Source organism: Enterocloster sp. OA13, assembly GCF_022440595.1.
Lineage (GTDB): Bacteria > Bacillota > Clostridia > Lachnospirales > Lachnospiraceae > Enterocloster > Enterocloster hominis.
The window spans coordinates 5,193,540-5,213,331 of the sequence record NZ_JAKNTF010000001.1; the positions used below are offsets into that span (position 1 = coordinate 5,193,540).

17 protein-coding genes and 1 riboswitch are annotated in these 19,792 nt (G+C 49.9%); of the genes, 3 read left to right on the forward strand and 14 right to left on the reverse strand.

Features of this window, described 5'->3' with window-relative positions:
- Positions 1-120 precede the first annotated feature (120 nt).
- The 11 genes from MCJ35_RS22955 to MCJ35_RS23005 form a co-directional block, all read right to left on the reverse strand.
- The gene (locus tag MCJ35_RS22955; RefSeq protein ID WP_025485082.1) at positions 121-2,418 is read right to left on the reverse strand and encodes a hypothetical protein; all 2,298 of its coding nucleotides are present in this window, start codon (positions 2,416-2,418) and stop codon (positions 121-123) included.
- 227 nt (positions 2,419-2,645) lie between these two features.
- The gene (locus tag MCJ35_RS22960) at positions 2,646-3,419 is read right to left on the reverse strand and encodes a nucleoside phosphorylase (RefSeq protein WP_008720628.1); all 774 of its coding nucleotides are present in this window, start codon (positions 3,417-3,419) and stop codon (positions 2,646-2,648) included.
- A 97-nt stretch (positions 3,420-3,516) separates the two neighbouring features.
- Positions 3,517-4,299, reverse strand: a complete 783-nt coding sequence (locus tag MCJ35_RS22965) for a nucleoside phosphorylase (protein ID WP_025485081.1) — start codon at positions 4,297-4,299, stop codon at positions 3,517-3,519.
- Positions 4,299-5,240 (reverse strand): ABC transporter permease, encoded by a 942-nt coding sequence (locus MCJ35_RS22970; RefSeq protein ID WP_025485080.1) that lies wholly within the window; start codon positions 5,238-5,240, stop codon positions 4,299-4,301. The genes MCJ35_RS22965 and MCJ35_RS22970 overlap by 1 nt, the downstream gene beginning before the upstream one ends.
- Positions 5,237-6,316, reverse strand: coding sequence for an ABC transporter permease (locus MCJ35_RS22975; RefSeq protein ID WP_008720631.1), 1,080 nt, complete (start codon positions 6,314-6,316; stop codon positions 5,237-5,239). Before MCJ35_RS22975 ends, MCJ35_RS22970 begins: the two co-directional genes overlap by 4 nt.
- The gene (locus MCJ35_RS22980; RefSeq protein ID WP_227809879.1) at positions 6,306-7,862 is read right to left on the reverse strand and encodes an ABC transporter ATP-binding protein; all 1,557 of its coding nucleotides are present in this window, start codon (positions 7,860-7,862) and stop codon (positions 6,306-6,308) included. The genes MCJ35_RS22975 and MCJ35_RS22980 overlap by 11 nt, the downstream gene beginning before the upstream one ends.
- A gap of 129 nt (positions 7,863-7,991) precedes the next feature.
- Positions 7,992-9,176 carry a BMP family lipoprotein gene (locus MCJ35_RS22985; RefSeq protein WP_025485078.1) on the reverse strand — a complete coding sequence of 395 codons (1,185 nt, stop codon included), beginning with the start codon at positions 9,174-9,176 and terminating at the stop codon, positions 7,992-7,994.
- 80 nt (positions 9,177-9,256) lie between these two features.
- Complete coding sequence (locus MCJ35_RS22990; RefSeq protein ID WP_050927308.1) at positions 9,257-9,991, reverse strand: GntR family transcriptional regulator; 735 nt, start codon at positions 9,989-9,991, stop codon at positions 9,257-9,259.
- Between the two features lie 3 nt (positions 9,992-9,994).
- Positions 9,995-10,759 carry a nucleoside phosphorylase gene (locus MCJ35_RS22995; protein ID WP_008720635.1) on the reverse strand — a complete coding sequence of 255 codons (765 nt, stop codon included), beginning with the start codon at positions 10,757-10,759 and terminating at the stop codon, positions 9,995-9,997.
- A 78-nt stretch (positions 10,760-10,837) separates the two neighbouring features.
- Positions 10,838-12,301, reverse strand: a complete 1,464-nt coding sequence (locus MCJ35_RS23000; protein ID WP_025485077.1) for an amidohydrolase family protein — start codon at positions 12,299-12,301, stop codon at positions 10,838-10,840.
- Positions 12,302-12,342: 41 nt separating this feature from the next.
- A complete protein-coding gene (locus tag MCJ35_RS23005) occupies positions 12,343-13,320 on the reverse strand; it encodes a nucleoside hydrolase (protein ID WP_008720638.1) in 978 nt (325 codons plus the stop codon).
- A 222-nt stretch (positions 13,321-13,542) separates the two neighbouring features.
- Positions 13,543-13,638, forward strand: a riboswitch (purine riboswitch).
- Positions 13,639-13,709: 71 nt separating this feature from the next.
- Between MCJ35_RS23005 and MCJ35_RS23010 the strand changes: the two genes are divergently transcribed.
- The 3 genes from MCJ35_RS23010 (at position 13,710) to MCJ35_RS23020 (ending at position 16,774) form a co-directional block, all read left to right on the forward strand.
- On the forward strand, positions 13,710-15,110 hold the full coding sequence (locus MCJ35_RS23010) for an NAD(P)/FAD-dependent oxidoreductase (protein ID WP_034577364.1): 1,401 nt from the start codon (positions 13,710-13,712) through the stop codon (positions 15,108-15,110).
- 40 nt (positions 15,111-15,150) lie between these two features.
- Positions 15,151-16,158 carry an adenosine deaminase gene (gene add, locus MCJ35_RS23015; protein WP_025485076.1) on the forward strand — a complete coding sequence of 336 codons (1,008 nt, stop codon included), beginning with the start codon at positions 15,151-15,153 and terminating at the stop codon, positions 16,156-16,158.
- 151 nt (positions 16,159-16,309) lie between these two features.
- Positions 16,310-16,774: a TspO/MBR family protein gene (locus MCJ35_RS23020; protein WP_081739167.1), complete on the forward strand. Its 465-nt coding sequence runs from the start codon at positions 16,310-16,312 to the stop codon at positions 16,772-16,774.
- A gap of 185 nt (positions 16,775-16,959) precedes the next feature.
- Here MCJ35_RS23020 and spoVG read toward each other — a convergent pair whose 3' ends face one another.
- The 3 genes from spoVG to MCJ35_RS23035 form a co-directional block, all read right to left on the reverse strand.
- Complete coding sequence (gene spoVG, locus MCJ35_RS23025) at positions 16,960-17,247, reverse strand: septation regulator SpoVG (RefSeq protein WP_002566320.1); 288 nt, start codon at positions 17,245-17,247, stop codon at positions 16,960-16,962.
- Between the two features lie 78 nt (positions 17,248-17,325).
- A complete protein-coding gene (glgD, locus tag MCJ35_RS23030) occupies positions 17,326-18,447 on the reverse strand; it encodes a glucose-1-phosphate adenylyltransferase subunit GlgD (protein WP_008720661.1) in 1,122 nt (373 codons plus the stop codon).
- Complete coding sequence (locus MCJ35_RS23035) at positions 18,444-19,718, reverse strand: glucose-1-phosphate adenylyltransferase (protein WP_008720663.1); 1,275 nt, start codon at positions 19,716-19,718, stop codon at positions 18,444-18,446. Before MCJ35_RS23035 ends, glgD begins: the two co-directional genes overlap by 4 nt.
- Between the last annotated feature and the right edge of the window lie 74 nt (positions 19,719-19,792).

Consider the following 19,792-nt stretch of genomic DNA (forward strand, 5'->3'; position numbering starts at 1 on the left):
AATCTTTGAAAAAGCCTTAACACTACGTGACTATTCCCTGACTATTTGTGGAATTTTTTCTAAAGGAAGCGTTAGAAATTCTTAAATAATGTGGCGTATGCACTTATACAGCCATCTTATTTATTCCATTCCAGCCTCCGTATTAAGGCTGCGCTTACTCTTCCAGGCAATCTGCGCCATAAGCCGCAGCGTCTCCATCCCATCCATATCCTTACTTCCAAAACATCGTTCATATAAATTCCTAAGGTTTATTTTCCTGTCTGTTGTCATGGAAACACCATAGGTTGTCCGCATACTTGAGATATAGCGCATCAACAGCAGCCTGTGAAAAAATGCCTTATGTTCAATCACCATAATCGTCTGTGCTGTTTCCGTCCACTCCTGAAGGAAGTCCCTTAAAATGCTGTCGTATCTATCCGCAAATGTATCCTGCATCTGTTTTTTGATGTCTTCTCTGTTCATTATCCCGGCCAGGCAGCGCCTCAATGTCATGCTCGGAATCAGGCAGTCGAATCCCCACCGGGAAGCATACAGTTCATCCAAAGCCTTTTCCAGTGTATTCCATCTCATCTTCCCATACTCCATAGGAACCATCCGGTCCAACTCCGACATATATTTTATATATGTGCTGCCAAACACAAAATGCTTATCCATAATCATAAAGAATTGTTCCATATCGGAATTAGCCGCCTGGCTGCTTATATCCCCTGCATTCTGCCTTATGATTTCTTTTATGACGGAGTTAGAATCGTATCCCTTTGCCTCAGGAATATCCATCTTCTTATCAAAGGTCCCCATCTTGTCGCAGAGAAAATAATGTTCCCCAATAATACCCCGCAGGGAAAGCACATCCCTCTCCGCATATTGTTCCTCTATGTGTTTCATGAAAATGCCGAACTCTTCTGATGTCACCTCATCCAGTCCAATACCATCCTGCTCAAAATAGTCATCTGCAACCGTATCCAGCCGTCCGAATACAACATATGTCTTCCGGCGGAAGCCTTCATCGCTAAGCATCCTGACAATATCCAACATATGGTCATCTTTCCCATTCAACAGCGTATGGTATAATATGATATCCGGATTTGCGTCCTGGACTGAAACATGGACCCTGTTATATATGACTTCCTTTTCATTTCCTGATGGCAGCTGCCCCTGGTTTATTCCCAGGCCATCTATCAGAACAACACATCCACAGTCTTTCATTTTGTCAGAAACAAAATATAATTCTGCCCTTTCCACCAGCGGCTCTATCGAAAAGAAATCCTTGTTCATCTGCCTGCGTTTATTCCCAAAAACATGGTCCACCAAATCCTTTGTACCAGGTTCCCTGCTTTTTCCTTCAATCTGCAGATTATCCCCCATCCCTATATGTCTTCCATGTTCCTCTTCAAACATGACCGCAACACGGTCCAGTTCCCTCTCTATGTAATTGTAGATCTCCATATATTCACTGGGTCTATCATCCTCCCTGAATACCAGTTCGGAAATATCATCATTGCTCAGCTTCAGATGTTTACTGCGGATATCCGTAATGATTCCGCCATAAGCTTCTTCATACCCCACCTTACTGTAGGATGTGCTCTGTCCATAAACCTCCTGGATTCCTTTTATCAGGATGTTCTCAATGTTCTTGCCTTTCCCTTCCATATCCACAATATATCCTATGACAAAAGTCTTGGCCCTGTTGGACTTAAGCCGCTCAACCGCAATGCCCCTGGAATGCTCCCTGATTTCCTCCATACCGGCATTGTCATCCTTTGTCATTTCCGCAATGTCTTCATACATTTCCACCACGGCTTCCAATATCTGCATCTCGATATTCTTTTTAAGCACCTGCCCGGTCTTCAGCTTCACGCAGATTCGGAAATCCATCTCTTCTTCCGGACGGAACTCCGGGTCGTTGATATGGTAACGGATCATAAAGTTCGTACTTTCCTTAATACTGGTCAACGCAGGTATGAAATTCTTGCTGGCAGCATCATCCAGGATACATTTCAAATCAAATATCGTCTTTCCCGAAGAAGTACATCCTGTATTCAATATCGTAATCCGCTTCTTTTCATACTGTCTGTCATCCCCCTTTTCCCCCTTCTCTTCAATTTCATCCTTCCATTGCCTGTACTCATCCGGATATAGTATCCTGATGGCTATTTCCAGTGATTTTAAGGAAAACCTTAAAATATCCCTTTTCTCCCCCAGCTGGTTCTTTACCGAAATCAGGTAGTGCATCCTTTTAAGCAGACACAGACTGCATTTTTCTTCCAAAAGCTCCTTAACCTCATCTACACATTTTCTCGCGCCTACAACCGACATCTCATCCGTCCGCCCCACAACGATTTTTATCTGGATGCCCGCCCGGGATACCAGCAGTTTATGGTACTCTCCATCAAGAATAAGCCTTACCTTATATTCCATTTTTTCTCCCCTCCTGATTTTCTTTTGTTATTTTTTTGGAATAATTCCATACATTTATTCTATTTATGTTTTACCATTTCTTCTATTTTTTGTCAACAGAATTATGGAGTTTTTTATTAAATTTATTCCACATCTAATTCAACAAACAAAAAACCACCAGTATCCCTTTCGGCTCTGGTGGCATAATATCAATCATTTATCCCATTTTTCCATGATAAGGCCTACGCTTATATCCGCCCTTCCGCCTTATCCTTCCGTATCATCCTCCTCATCCCCTCAATGCCCACCTCAATGGCCCTCTGTTCCCAGCCGGATGGATAATCCTCCGCATCATTGGAATACTCGCCAAAGTTAGTGGCGCTTATCATGACACTGGCCGTCCTTATACCCAGGGACGCGCCCACAAGGAAAAGCACAGCGCATTCCATGCTGGTGTTGGTGGCGCCTCCCTTTATATAAGACTCCCATTTGTATTTAAGTTCCTCATACACCGGCTTTGTCTCAGGCTCAGCTTCGGTGTAGTAGGAATCCTTTGTGATGGTCACCCCCACGTTATACGGGTGCCCCAAATCAACGGCCGCTGCCTCCAATGCCTTTAACATCTCAAAATCAGGCACGGCCGGAAACTCAAACGGCAGATAATGATTGCCTGTACCCTCCATGCGCACCGCGCCGTTTGGTATTACCACGTCGCCAATCCTGACCTTGGGGGAGGTGGATGCGGCGGAACCGATGCGCATCATGGTATGTGCGCCGCAGGAATGCAGTTCCTCAATGGCAATGCATGCGGAGGGTCCGCCGATTCCAGTGCTGGTCACGGTCACCGGAACGCCTTCCAGGGTTCCTGTATAAGTTAAGAATTCCCTTTTATGGGCCACCTTTACCGGGTTGTCAAAATGCTCCGCTATCAGGGCCGCCCGTTCCACGCTTCCGGGCAGGAATACATATTTCCCAATCTGGTCAGATGTCACATCCGTGTGCATGGTTTTCTGTTCTCCCATATTTCATACCTTCCTTCTTACTGTTCTCAGGATTCCATTCCCTTCTCAAACCGATACTTATTGTTCTCTGGATTCCATTCCCTTCTCAAACCGGTACTTATTGTTCTCTGGATTCCATTTCCTTCTCAAACCGGTAGATTGCCTCAAGCACAATCTTGATTTCCTCATCCCAGCCCCTGGCCAGCCCTTCATTGGCAGTCTCATAAATCACTTCCCCTGTAACCAGGTTGCCGGAAACAGCGCTGATCATGGCCGCCCTCTTCTTCCTTTTATGGCAGACCGTGTAAAGCGCGGAGCTTTCCATCTCCACGTTCAGGCATCCCAGTGCGGAAAGCTTATCAATCCATTCCTGGGTTTCCCCGTAAAATGCATCGTCCGATGCATTGATTCCGTAATATATCTTTCCATATAAATCAGGCTGCATTTCCCTGGCCGTATCAATGATGGTCCTGGTCAGGTCGAAATCAGGCACTGCCGGGAAGCAGTCCGGTACATAGAAACGGCTGGTCCCCTCATTCTTCATGGATCCCGTGGAAATCATCAGGTCGCCGATTTTAATATCATCCTGCAGGGCAGCGCTGCTTCCGATGCGTATAAGGCACTCCGCCCCGATGTTCATCAGCTCCTCCGCCGCAATGGCCGCGGAAGGACAGCCCATGCCGGTGGAGGTAACGGAAATCTTAACCCCTTTATAAAATCCCGTGAATGTACGGTGTTCCCTGTTGTTTGCCACAAACTGCGCGTCCTCCAGATACTGGGCCACACGGTCAGAACGCGCCGGATCCCCTGGCAAAAGCACATATTTACCTATATCACCTGGTTTTAAATGAATGTGATACTGCTTCTTTCCTGCTGTCTTACTTTCTTTGTCCAGTGCCATCAGCCCTGTACCTCCTTTATTTTCTTCATCTTACGGCTGGCCGCGGCTGACTTCTGGATGGAGTAAACCGTGAGGCCTGCAATGGTTGCCAGATACGGCAGCATCTGTATAAACTCAGACGGGATCTTAAGTACCTGAAGGATATTGGAAAGCCCGTCAAAAAATGCAAATATCATGGATGACAGCAGCGCCCCCGCCGGCGTGGCCTGTCCCATGGAGCAGGCTGCCAGGGAAATGAATCCGCGCCCGGCTGTCATGTCCCTTACAAACATATTGAGATAACCCATGGAAAGGTACATCCCCCCAAGTCCTGTCATGATTCCGCACAGCACAATGGCCAGGAACTGTATCTTCACCACGTTCTGCCCCACGCTGGATGCGGCGTCCGGATTCTCACCCACAGCCCTCATGCGCAGCCCTGTAGGCGTCTTATACAGGAAGAACCAGATTGCAGCCACCATGATCAGCGCAAAGTACGTCAGCGCATTGTGGCCCGACAGGATGGTCCCGATAACAGGAATATCCTTGATGACAGGAATGTCCACGTTGGGAAATGAAAAGCTTTTTAAGGATGAGGAGTTGCCCTTTTCCCCGGTTGCCAGCTGAAGCACGAATACCGTAAGGCCCGTGGCCATGGTGTTAACAGCCGTGCCGCAAAGCACATTGTTGGCTTTTAACACAAGATGGAAATAGGCAAACACGGCGCTCACCGCAACAGCTGCCAGCAGACCGGCCAGGACGCCCCATACAAGGTTCCCGCCAAAGGCGCTGCCGAGGACGCCTGCCAGGGCTGATATGAGCATGATCCCCTCCAGCCCCAGGTTCACAACCCCTGCCTTCGTACAGATCACAGCGCCCAGGGAAGCAAAGATAATAGGGGTTGCCACACGTATCCACATGTACACAAAGTCCGTACTGACGATTAAGCTAAGTAAATTCATGCCTGCACTACCTCCTTTTCCTCTGCTTTCGCGGCCTTGACAATCAGATGCTGCCTCCAGCCTTTTAACAGTGCGTCCGCCGCAATCAGGAACATCATGACGCCCTGGATGATGTCCACCACCTCACGGCCCACGTCACTGCTGCGCGCCATGATATCAGCGCCCACATTCAGGTATCCGATAAATGCAGCCGCCAAAGGGACCAACAGCGGATTGCTTCTGGCCAGCAGCGCAACCACGATACCTGTCCACCCATATCCGGGGGTTGTGGTCCACTTGAACCGGTTATACATGCCAAGAAGCTCCGCGCCGCCGCCCATGCCTGCAATTGCCCCTGCAAGGACCTGGGCCGCAACCATGAGTCCGGTCACCTTAAGGCCCGCATACCTGGCAAACAGCGGATTGTCCCCGGTAATCCTGAGCCTGGTCCCAAGGGATGTGCGGTACAGGAAAAACCATACCAGGACACAAAGCACGATTCCCAGCACAATACCCGCGTGAATCCTGGTGCCGTCCAGTATGACGGGCAGCCTGGATGTCTTTTCAAATTCCAGGGAAGCCAGGCTGGAACTGCTGACCTCACGGAAATGATAGCTTACCATGTAAATCGCAAAAAACTGTACCACGTAATTGAACATGATGGATGTAACCAGCTCGCTTACATTCCATTTCATTTTCAGCAGGGCCGGAACCAGTGCGACCATTGCCCCGCAGAATCCTCCGAACAGGATGGCCGCAGCCGGGTGGATGCCGCCCGGAAGCTTACAGGCAATCGCCACCACCATGGCGCCTGTTATTCCGATAAAGAAGGAACCTTCTGCAATCATGGAAAATTGGCCCGAGCCAAAGATGATGATGACTGCCAGCGCCGTGAACATTAACGGCGACGCCGCCTCTATGATATTACCCACCCTGCGCAGGGAGGTAAATGGTCCCAGGAAAAAACTGCTGATGGCTGTCCACGGGTCATCGCTTACAATAAACACAATGACGGACACCAGCACACAGGCTATAAGGATTACCAGGGCCAGCTTCACAAGGTCCACCAGCAGGTTGATTCGTTTATTACTGTTCATGCCGCGCCTCCTTTATCTCTTCCTCTGACTGTACCTGGATTCCCAGCATATAGGTGCCCAGCTGCGCTTCCGTCATCTGTGAGGTATCGCTGATATAAGCCACGATCCGTCCCTCATACATCACAATCAGGCTGTCGGACAGGCCCAGTACTTCGTTTAAATCCGATGTGACGAGGATGACCCCGTTCCCCTCATCCCTCATCTCAACCAGGCGTCTGCGGATGAATTCCGTGGCTCCCACATCCACGCCCCTGGTGGGCTGGTCCGCAATGATGACCTGTGGGGACCCGGACAGTTCCCTTGCCAGGACCGCCTTCTGGATATTGCCGCCTGACAGGCTGTTGATGGCCACGTCCTGGGACTTGCAGAATATCAGGTACTGTTTTACCATCTCGTCCCCGTATTCCCTGACCGCCCTCTTGTCCCGCACTCCGTTTTTAAAGAAACGTTTCCAGCCAAGCTTATCTGCAATCATATTCTCAGTAATGGAAAGATGGGGCGCCATGCCCATGGTCATCCTGTCCGCGGGAATGTGGGCCAGCTTCAGGTTCCTTATCTTCTCAACCGAATATCCCCTGATATCCTGTCCGCTTATCTCAATGGTTCCATGGCTGTAAGCGCCCATACCGGTAATGGCCCGCACCAGTTCGGTCTGCCCGTTGCCTTCCACCCCGGCAATCCCCAGTATCTCTCCCTTTCTCAATGAGAACGATACATGGTCCACTGCATGCTTTCCGTTCTCGTCCACCACTACCAGGTCCCTTACCTTAACCAATTCCTCCTTTGGGCTGGCCGGTTCCTTCTCCACATTCAGGATGACGTCCCTGCCCACCATAAGCCGTGAGATATCCTGCTCCGAAACCTGGTCCACCTCATGCACCCCCATGGTGGTCCCCCGGCGGATGATGGTAATCCGGCTGCATATCTGCTTGATTTCCTGAAGCTTATGGGAAATGAAGATAATGGTGTACCCGTTGTCCCTCAGGTGGAGCAGCTCATCAAACAGCTCCTGGGTCTCCTGGGGAGTCAGCACGGCCGTGGGCTCATCCAGAATCAGGATTTTCGCCCCGCGGAACAGCGCCTTAAGTATTTCCACCTTCTGCTTCTGGCCCACGGTCAGGTCCTCCACCCGCTTGTCCGGGTCCACGTAAAGGTTGTATTTCCTGCCCATCTCCTCCACCTGCTTTCTTGCAAAAGCCAGGTCTACCATGACGCCCTTTCTCGGCTCCATGCCCAGGATGATGTTCTCCGCAACGGTCAGGGAGGATACCAGCATGAAATGCTGGTGCACCATTCCGATTCCCATTTTTATTGCCATCTGCGGGGATGACATATGTACCTGCTTCCCATTTACATAAATCTCACCTGATGTGGGCTGTTCCTCGCCAAACAGGATTTTCATCAAAGTTGACTTGCCCGCCCCGTTCTCGCCGGAAAGGGCGTGTATCTCCCCAAGGTTCACGGACAATGTCACATCCTTGTTGGCCATGACCCCGTTGGGGTAGATTTTCACAATATGGGACATTCTCAATGCTTCTTCTGCCATAATCAACACCTCATCCTTCCGGTGCGCCCTGCCTGCACCGCGTTTTTTCAAGATCCACACCGGATTTTACGTTCAAAAAAGGAGGCCCTGTATCTGATACAGCAGCCTCCTGAACCACACTTCCCTACATCAAGGTTTCATGCCATCACGAAGAGCTGCTACGTCTTCTGTTGTCATATCAAAAGCGGTTCCAACCGTGATATCACCGCTTATAACCTTCTGTTCTGTCTCATCAATGAACTTCTGGATGTCCTCGGGAACAAGTTTTGTATAGTTTTCATTCTTAGCCAGGCCCACAGCCCCGCTGTCCAGTCCCAGGATATAATCCTGATCCAGGCTCATGGTTCCCTCGCTCCATCCCTTGACAGAGGTATAGATGGACTCGCCCACATTCTTAAGGCTGGAGGAAATCACATTTGCGGCCAGTTCCGGATCGGAATCCTTTAATTCAGCATAAATGTCCTGGTCGCAGGCAATCAGGTACTTGTCTGACTTCTGCGCTGCCGTCACGGCGCCAAGGATGGACTGGGAAGCCGGTGCATAAACCACCTGCGCGCCCTGGTTATACAGCTGGGTAGTCATTTCCATGCACTTGGAAACATCCTCAAAGGAACCTACGTAAGAAGTCACAACCTTAATTTCAGGGTCCACATACTGGATGCCTTCCAGATACCCTACCAGGAAATCATTGATATTGGACGTATCCATGGAACCTACGAAGCCTAAGATTTTCTTGGAAGGATCAATCTTGGCATCACCGGAATCCAGCATCTTGGCTGCCAGTACGCCGGAAAGGAATGCAGCCTGGTTGGAGTAGTAGTTAACGCCCATCATATTGCCTTCTGTCACCACGTCCCTGTCAACCGACACGTCAAAAATCAGATAATTCTTATCAGGGAACTCAGCTGCAATATCCTGGGCCAGTTCCTTAACAGACCAGGTTCCGGATACAATCATGTCCCAGTCCTGCTCAGACACATCCAGGTAATTGCCCTCGTAGCTGGTTTCGTCCCTGCCCATCTCGATGGTCTTGACCTCGGCCCCCATCTTATCCGCCAAAAGCTGCATGCCGCTGGCGGCGGAGTCATTGAAACCCTTGTCGCCCAGGTTGCCGTTGCACAGATAAACCACTTTCAGGGGCTTGTCAGAAGCGCCTGGGTCATCTGCATTTTCCTCCTGTGCCGTGGTATCCCCTGCCTGGGTTTCCTTGCCTGCCGGCGCCGCTGTTGTCTCTTTTGCCGAAGAGCCGCAGCCTGCGAGCATGGATGCTGCCATGGCGGCCGCCAGTACGGTACTTACGATTCTTTTCTTCATTTCCATTTCCTCCTGTAGTCGTACATGTAATATTAACAATTATATTAACAAACTGCTTATTCAGCAGAAGGTTTCACTTATCACAGCCTGCGGTCCAGTGTAAAACGGTACCAGTTGCTGTCCATCCTGTACTTGTGATAGCATAAAGGCTCCTCGCCCTTAAACAGCACCTCATCCATTACAATGACAATGGGGCACTGGGGCTGGTCCACCACCTCGCTGGACCACTCCACGGCGCTCATGGAAAGCCTGGAACGCTCCGCCTGCTTATATAAGGAGGCAAGGGCAAATTCCTTCAGTCCCTCTTCATCATCAATGGCTATCTCCTCTTTTTCCAGGAGCAGCACAGGGATGATTGCCACCGAAGACGCCACGTAAGCATCGCCTACAAAATACTTCATGTCCACGGCCACTGCGGTGAACCCCCTGCCGTTATAACCCAGCAGGTCGCCGATCAGCCTTCCTCCGTTCTGGACGCTGATGACTGCCTCCACCTTGGTGATGGCGTCCACGCAGCTGCTGAGGCATGGGTTGGTAATGTGCTGGAGCCCATCCTTATTCCTGGCCAGCTGTCCCGTTACCGTGGTCTTTTTCCCCTGCATCTTATAGATATAACCGTCCTCTTCCAGCTTGCGCACCGCCATACGCACCGTACTGCGGCTTACGTTCCAGTACTCTGCCAGGATGTTCTCTCCCGGAAGGGAATCCCCCTCCTTCAGCTTCTCATCCTGGATCAGCTGGTAAATAATATCGTAAATCTGCACATAATAAGGTATGTTCAAATCCCCCAGCTGGGGCATTTCCTTATAATCCATCAATTATGCCATCTCCTTGTCTTTCCTGATCATAAGCCTCATTGCTTCAATTGCGGTCCTGATTGCCCTGTCCTCAATATCGATTTCCGATTTCCTGCCGTTATCGCTGTAGTTCCTGCAATTGGTGGCGCTGGCCATCACACAGGCCGTCCTGATTCCCAGGGACGCGCCCACCGCAAAGAGTGGGGCGCATTCCATGCTGGTGGAGGTGGCCCCGCCTTTTTCATATGCGGACCACTTATACTGAAGCTCCGGTCCCACCGGCTTGGTTTCCGGCTCGGTCTGTGTGTAAAAGGACGCCTTGGTGATGGTCACTCCCACATTATATGGATAATCCAGGTTAATGGCTGCCTGCTCGATGCATTTAAGCATCTGGAAATCCGGCACGGAAGGAAATTCCACCGGCAGATAGTGCTGGCTCACCCCCTCCATCTTCACTGCCCCGTTGGGGATTACCACATCCCCCAGGGACACCTTGGGAGATACGGACGCACAGGTGCCCACGCGCATCATGGTGTCCGCGCCGCACTGGTGCAGTTCCTCAACCGCAATGGCAGCAGAAGGTCCACCAATCCCGGTGCTGGTCACAGCCACCATGGTACCATCCAGTTCCCCTACGAATGTCCTGTATTCCCTGTTATAGGCAATCTCCCTTGGATTGTCAAAATATGCTGCTATCTTTTCCGTACGCTCCGGGCTTCCCGGAAGGAACACATACCTTCCCACATCCCCGGCTTCCAACGCAATGTGCATCATTTTCTTTCCCATAACATTTCTCCTTTATCCCTTTTTATTTATCTGGCTTATGGGCCTGCTACGGATATCCTGCGCCGCCGCGTCCGTTCCCTATATAAGTCCGGCCCGTTCCCCCAGATATCTGCCCGACTCCTGGGCCTGGGCCATCACATCCTCTGCGTCCATGGAAATGACCCTGCGCTCCCTCATGACCCATCTGCCGCCCACGCACATACCGCATACATCCGCACCCAGGGCGCTGTACACCAGCGCCGCGTACAGCTTGTCCGCCCGGTTCCTTATAAGAGGCACAAGGCGCGGGCTTGTCGTATCCATCACAATAAAATCCGCCTTCTTACCAATCTCCAGGCTTCCCCTGTCCCCTTCGCATCCCAGCGCCCTGGCGCCCTCTATGGTAGCCATCCTGACTGCCTCGCGGGCCGGAAGGAATTCCGCATTGTGAAGCAGCATCTTCTGGATCAGGCTTCCGGTCCTTAAATCCCGCAAAAGGTCCAGGCTGTTGTTGCTCTGCGCCCCGTCCGTACCGATGGATATCTGTATGCCCCGCTCCTTCATGGCCTTCATGGGCATGATGCCCGATACCAGCTTCAGGTTACTGACCGGATTATACGACACATGTACATTGTATGTCCGAAATACATCCATATCCTCCTCCGACAGGTGGATGCAGTGGGCCGCCAGGACCTTCTGTCCAAAAACCCCCAGGCTCTCCAGCCACTTCACAGGAGACAGGCCGTACCGCTCCATGATCTGGGCATTCTCATCCTCTGTCTCGGATATGTGGGTATGGATCAGCAGGTCATATGAATCCGCCAAGTCCACCACCTTCTTAAACAGATCCCCGGACACGCTATATGGGGCATGCGGGCCGATACACGGCGTAACCCTGGTCCCTCCTGCACGGCCGTGCCAGCGTTTCACAAAATCCGCCGCCTTTTCAAAGGAATCCCCGCCCTCCGCGGTTGACCAGTCAAAGACAGACGCAGCCAGATAACAGTTAAGCCCGCTCTCCGACGCGGCCCTTGCCACATCCTCTGCAAAATAAAACTGGTCCGCATACGTGGTGATTCCTGACCGGATGAACTCCAGACATGTCATTCTGGCAGCATTATATGCAATCTGCGGATTCAGATGCTTTTCCGCAGGCCACATGGCATGGTTGAGCCAGTCCATCAGTTCCATGTCATCCCCCAGGTTCCTGAACACGGAGGAGTGGGAATGGGTGTGGGTATTCACAAGTCCCGGCAATACCAGATGGCCCTTCAGGTCGATTATCCGGTCTTTTGCAATGACTGTCCCGCTGTCCGGGCCTGGCTCCTGTCCTGCCTTATCATCCAAACGCTCCTGTCTTTCTTGGCCCGCATTTCCTTCCAATGGCTCCTGTCCTGCCTGGCCCGCCTTACCTTCCAGCCACCCCTGTCCTTCCAGTTCCTCCTCAGGCCCAATCCACTGGATCCTGCCGTCCGCCACAATCATGGCTCCGGCTTCGTACACCCGGTCCTGCCCGTCAACTGTGAGTATGGTGCAGTTTTTAATTGCAAATGCGTCCTTCATAGCCCAGCCTTCTTTCTAAATCCGGAAAAACCCCGATATTACTATGACTTGTTATACCGTCCCGGCGTCATGTCCTGGAACACGGAGAACAGCCTGCGCACAGCTTTTACGGAATCCACTTCCACGCACACGGCGATTTCCTCCCGGTCAAGGTCCGGGACAAACCCGTTGTCAGTCTTAATCATGCCTTTAAATGCCTCATTCTCATATTCCACCCCTGCCCGGACCATCTTAAACATGCCCAGGGACGGGTCCTCCGCTATCAGTACGGCCAGCGGGTCATGGACCACACATGCATTGGCCATGCCCATGGATACCCGGTGGAATTCAAAATAGAACTTAAGCACATCCTTTATATACCCTGCAATGGGCCTGCACTCTTCCAGGCAGTATGTACACAGGTTCTCCACATCCCTGTCCGTGATGAATGTCTTCATGGTCACATCCAGGCCGGCCAGCATCAGGTTGAATCCTGCCTTGAACACAATATCCGCCGCCATGGCATCCCCGTAGATATTGGCTTCCGCATAAGGAGTTATATTGCCGGGTGCATTGAGGGTGCCGCCCATGGACACCACCTTCTTCACCTTCCCGGGAAGCTTTGGGTCCTTCCTGAGGGCCAGGGCCAGGTTGGTCATCCTGCCTGTGGTTATGATAATCAGTTCCCCTTTAAGTTCCTCTGCCTTCCTTATAATGAAATCACTGGCAGACTCCTCAAGAGGTTTCTGGCTGCTCTCCGGAAGTTCCACGTTGCCAATCCCATTATCCCCATGGATGAATGCGGGCGCCGACTCAAACACCCCCTCCAGGGATTCATTGGCTCCCACAGCCACCGGCACTTCATAGCCGCAGCCTGAAAGTTTTATTAATCGCAAGGAGTTGTCCGCAGACTGTTCCGCATTGTTATTACCGAAACATGTGGTAATCCCTTCCACGTGGAAATTCGGGGACCTGAGTGCGTATAATATGGCCAGGGAATCATCCACTCCCGTATCCGCGTCAATAATAATCCGTTTCATAAATCCATACTCCTTTTCATTCGCTTCATCTTGTATGTCCAGTTTACAACATGGCAGCCAAGTTGTCAACATGGTATCACTAGTTTTTTATGCTAAATGTATAGTTTTTTAGTTAATCCAGCATATATTTTTTTAATATTGCCTAATTATTTTTTAGGTCTTTTATATTTCGACCAAAAATTTTTGGCATTCTGTCCTTGCATAACCCGGGATTTTATGTTAAACTAATAGCGTTGCGATGCCTGTATAAGTTCATAATCGGATGAACGTATCTACCAGCTACCGGAATAGTTGACTACATGCTTCTATTTTGTATACTGGCTTTTTTTATGTAAAAAACCATGCACCACACAGAAACGCTTAAAATGCAAGCGAAAGGAGTTATTATTATGAATCCAACCAACAACTTCGACGTAATCATCATTGGCGCAGGTCCTTCCGGCATCTTCTGCGCATACGAACTCATCCAGAAAAAACCTGATATGAAGATTCTGATGGTGGAAAAAGGACGCCCCATCGAGAAACGCGTATGCCCCAAGCGCACCACCAAAGTCTGTGTAGGATGTAAACCATGTTCCATCACAACAGGATTCGCAGGCGCAGGCGCATTTTCAGATGGAAAACTGTCCCTGTCTCCGGACGTGGGCGGCAACCTTCCCGAGATTCTGGGCTATGACAAGACCGTGGAACTGTTAAATGAGTCCGACAACATTTACCTGAAATTCGGAGCCGATACCAATGTGTACGGCATAGATAAACAGAAAGAAATAGAAGAAATCCGCCGCAAGGCCATCAATGCTAACTTAAAGCTCATCGAATGCCCCATCCGCCATCTGGGAACAGAGGAGGGTTACAAGATTTACACCCGTCTCCAGGAACACCTTCTGGCCCAGGGCGTCGTCATGGAATTCAACACCATGGTAAAGGATATCATCATCGAGGGCGACACGGTGAAAGGCGTCATCACGGATAAGGATGAGACTTATCACGCGCCTGAGATTGTAGCTGCCATCGGACGCGAAGGCTCCGACTGGTTCTCCCACATCTGCGGTGACCATGGCATTGAAACCCAGGTAGGGACCGTGGACATCGGTGTCCGCGTTGAGGTAAGGGACGAGGTCATGAAGTTCCTCAATGAGAACCTGTATGAAGCCAAGCTGGTATACTACACCCCCACCTTTGATGACAAGGTCCGCACCTTCTGCACCAACCCATCCGGAGAGGTTGCCACGGAGTACTACGAGAACGGCCTGGCCGTTGTCAACGGACATGCCTACAAGTCCAAGGAATACAAGACCAACAACACCAATTTCGCCCTGCTGGTGAGCAAGAACTTCACCAAGCCGTTTAACGAGCCGATTGAATACGGCAAGCACATTGCACAGCTCTCCAACATGCTCTGCGGCGGCCGTATCATGGTACAGACCTTTGGTGACTTCCAGAGAGGACGCCGCACAACCGAAGAACGCCTCTGCCGCAACAACCTGATACCAACCTTAAAGGACGCAGTGCCCGGTGACCTGTCCCTGGTATTCCCTCACCGCATCATGACCGATATTAAGGAAATGCTTCTGGCCCTTGATAAAGTCACCCCAGGCATTGCCAGCGATGAGACACTGCTCTACGGCGTGGAGGTTAAGTTCTATTCCAACAAAGTAGTTGTGAACACTGATTTTGAGACCAGCGTGAAAGGACTGCGCGCCATCGGCGACGGGGCATCCGTTACCAGGGGGCTGCAGCAGGCTTCTGCTAATGGGATCAGCGTGGCACGGAGTATATTGGCAAAATAAAAATAGATGGCAATCCATCAACCATTAAGGGGGGACAATCATGACACAGGATTTTATCAACACCCTTCCAAAGGTGGAACTTCATGTCCATCTGGAAGGAACATTAAGCCTTGAACTGATTCTGGAACTGGCTGAAAAAAACCGGATGGAGCTTCCAAGACCAAAGGAAAATCTGTTTCAATTCACAGGACTGGCAGACTTTCTGGAAATGCTTAACTGGACCTGCTCCCTTGTAAAAGACGGAGCGGATGCAAACAGACTGGCCTATAACTACGCCAGATATGCATCATCCCAGAACATAATGTATGCAGAGGTAATGACCAATCCCACCCACTGGAAGTCCCTGTCATATCCGGACCTGATTGAGAACATACTGGAGGGCTTTGACCAGGCATATGATGACGGCTACTGCGACTGCCGTCTGCTGGTATCACTCCTCCGTTCCCAGACAAGGCGTGAATCCCTGGAACTGGTACGTTATATGAAAGCGCACCGTCATCCCCGTCTGCTGGGTCTTTCCGTGGACGGCAACGAAGCCGCTTCCCCCCAGTCCAGCCAGGTCCTCTATGAGGCATTCCTGGAAGCCAGGAATGCCGGTTTCGGCATCACGGTCCATGCCGGCGAGTCTTCTCCCGCAGAAGGGGTAACCGAAGCGCTGGATATATTGGGTGCCATGCGTATCGACCACGGCGTACGGGCAATCTCAGACCCGGATCTGTTAAAACGCCTTGCAGACGGACAGATTACCTTAAACACATGTCCGACATCCAACTTGATGGAACTCTACAAAACAATGGACGAACATCCGCTGAAGGATTTATATAATCTGGGAATACCTGTGACCGTAAGCACGGATGACCCTGAACTTTTCCGGATTGACCTCTGCCAGGAACTTGAACGGGCAGCCTTGGCCTGCGGCTGGACCGAAAAGGACCTGATCCGTATCCAGGAAAATGCAGTCCGCGCCAGCTTCTGCGATGAAAGCACCAAACAGATGCTTCTGGACAAGCTGGATGTATTCTGCCGGTTCTTTGGATTACCCACCTGATCAGGCGTCCCATGCCGGAACATCATAAGGGAGCCACTGCAAATGCGGATGATTCATCCGCATTTGCAGTGGCTCCTATCTTTTTATCTGGCATAATCCCTAACCCTGCAGCATATAGTTAGATAAATAAAATCAAAAGGTTTCCCAGTATATGAATATACGGAATAAAAGCGCCCTTATTATATCAATACTTATCCCCCTGGCCGTTGGTTCGATATCCGCCTTAATCAGCGGAAACATGGCATCATATTCTGCATTAAATAAACCTGCAATCAGTCCTCCTGGATATATTTTTCCGATTGTCTGGACCATTCTTTATATACTGATGGGAATTTCCGCATATATCGTTTATTCTTCAAATAGTCCCAATAAGGCCAAAGCATTATTAATTTACGGCATCCAACTATTCTTCAACTTTTGCTGGAGCATTCTTTTCTTTGGTTTTAATCTTTACCTGTCAGCTTTTATCTGGCTCATTGCATTAATTATCATAATAATCATTATGATAAGGGAGTTTTACACCGTCATACCGCTTGCCGCTTATTTACAGGTTCCGTATTTGATATGGTGTATATTTGCTGCGTATTTGAATCTGTTTATATTCATTATGAACTGATCAGTATGACCATGCGCATAATCCACTGAAAAGCTGGATGGAACGGCCAAGTCTGATTGTCTTTGTCCGTACCCTATTCCTCATTGTCATCCCCCGTGAATCACAAACCATCTTTAAACAAAACAGGAGCCATCACATGTAACCCAGTAGTTACACATAATGGCTCCCTTTAATTTACATATATACTATGCCATTCCCTCCTCAGCCGCCTCATTCTCCAACAGGGTAGTCTCATACTTATTCAGAATAATGGTCTGAATCATATCCCTTGTATTGGAGTTAATGGGATGGGCGATATCACGGTATTCCCCGTCCGCGGCTTTGCGGCTTGGCATCGCTATGAATAAACCCTTCTCCCCCTCGATAACCTTGATGTCATGAATGACGAATTCATTGTCCAGGGTGATGGAAACAATTGCTTTCATCTTCCCTTCCTTTTCTACCCGTCTCACTCTCACGTCCGTAACCTGCATGTTCTTATACCCCTTCCGTCTTATCCCGCATCATCCGCAGGCACGCTCCCCGTGCGCATTCCCGCGGTCAGATACGTCTTATAATGTATACCTCTCGTTCTTCTCCACGACGATTTTGATGTTCTCCGGTGTGCCGATATGTGTGGTGTTGGCCCGGATTGTATCCCTGCTCTCAACGATGCAGTTCTCAATCACAGTGTTATCCCCAATATAAACATCGTTCAGGATAATGGAATTCTTAATCACACAGTTATTGCCCACATATGCCTTTTTAAAGAGAATGGAATTCTCAACCGTGCCGTTTAAGATACAGCCGCTGGAAATCAGGCTGTTCCTTACAATGGCTCCAGGGTTATACTTGGCCGGCGGCAAATCATCAATCTTAGTGTATACGTCAGGGTACTGCTTAAAGAAATAATCCCTTACCTCGGGCTTCAGGAAGTCCATATTGGTCTTGTAGTAGGAATCCACGGACGCAATATTATTCCAGTAACCGTTCAGCTTATATGCATAAATCCTCTTCAGGTTCTTATAGCGCACAAGGATATCGTTAACCAGGTCATACCTGTCCTCTGCTGCACAGCGCTCCAAAAGCTCTATCAGCTGCCTTCTGCGGATGACATAGATACCACAGGAAATGGTGGTTGCATCGCTTGCCATGGGCTTTTCCTCAAAGTCCGTGATGCGTCCGTCGTCGTTCAGCTTCACGCATCCGAACCTGGTCACATCCGTGCCGTCTTCCATGTCCTTGCACACAACCGTGATGTCAGCCTTTTTCTCAATATGGTATTCCAGTACCTTGTTGTAGTCCAGCTTATACACGCCGTCACCGGCTGCAATCACCACATATGGCTCATGGCTGTTCTTTAAGAAGGTCAGGTTCTGGTAAAGGGCGTCCGCCGTCCCACGGTACCAGTCCCCGTTCTCCGGCGTAATGGATGGCGTGAATACGAATAATCCGCCCTGCTTACGTCCGAAATCCCACCACTTGGAGGAACTTAAATGCAGGTTCAGGGACCTGGAATTATACTGTGTAAATACCGCCACATTCTGGATGTGGGAATTCGTCATGTTGCTCAATGCAAAATCAATACTGCGGTAGCTTCCTGCAACCGGCATAGCAGCCACTGCCCTTTTATTAGAAAGTTCCCGCATCCTCTTGCTGTTACCACCAGCTAATACAATACCGATTGCTCTCATTTTACGCCACCTGCCTTTATAATGTAATTTCCGCTTGCCAGTAATCCGTCAGGATAGTCACTTACGGTTGTATCGCCTGCTATGGCAGTATTCTTTCCAATCTTAACCCCGTCAGGCACAATGGAATTCTCACCGATGGTCACAATATCAAACTGATAAACCTTGGGGTCATATGTACTTGGCGCGTACTCGCCCACGCCAATCTCCACGCCGGAGCCAATCTTCACATTCTCCGCAACAATTGCCTTGTTCACAACGCTTCCTGCTCCGATTACGCAGCCCTGCATGATAATGGAATCCCGGACCACGGCTCCCTTTGCAATGGTGACGCCCGCGCCGATAACAGAGTTTACAACCTCCCCGCAGATTTCCGTTCCCTCACCGATGATGCTTCTCTCGATGTTGGCTTCACTGGATATGTACTGAGGCGGGATCACATCACTCTTGGTGTAAATCTTCCAGTATTCTTCATACAGGTTAAACTCAGGAATGATGTCAATCAGTTCCATATTGGCTTCCCAATAGGAACCAAGCGTGCCCACGTCCTTCCAGTATCCATTGTACTCGTAAGCAAATTCCCTGTCTCCCTTTGCATGGCAGTATGGGATGATGTGCTTGCCGAAGTCACATCCAGGCTCGTCCTTCATCTTAATCAGGGCTTCCTTGAGCACCGGCCAGCTGAAGATGTAGATGCCCATGGATGCAAGGTTGCTTCTTGGCACCGGGGGCTTCTCTTCAAATTCCATGATACGGTTGGACTCGTCCGTAATCAGGATACCGAAACGGCTTGCTTCCTCAATGGGTACCGGCATGGCAGCAATGGTGATATCTGCGTTATTGGCTTTGTGATAGTCCAGCATTACCTCATAATCCATCTTATAGATATGGTCGCCGGACAAAATCAGGACATATTCCGGATTATATGACTCCATATACTCCAGGTTCTGATAGATTGCATTAGCAGTACCGGTATACCAGTCACTGCCTTTGCTTCGCTCATAGGGTGGTAAAATGCTTACTCCGCCCACGTTCCGGTCCAAATCCCACGGGATACCGATCCCTATGTGGGAATTTAAACGCAATGGCTGGTACTGTGTCAGGACTCCGACGGTATCTACCCCGGAATTGATACAGTTACTCAGTGGAAAATCAATGATTCGGTACTTCCCCCCAAAAGATACGGCCGGCTTGGCTACTTTCTGTGTCAGTACGCCAAGGCGGCTTCCCTGTCCGCCTGCTAAAAGCATAGCTATCATTTCTTTTTTAATCACGTTATCACCTCTTGCTGTTAAAATTTTTGTAATTTTAATTATAACACAAACTTCGTAAATAGTACATAAATTTT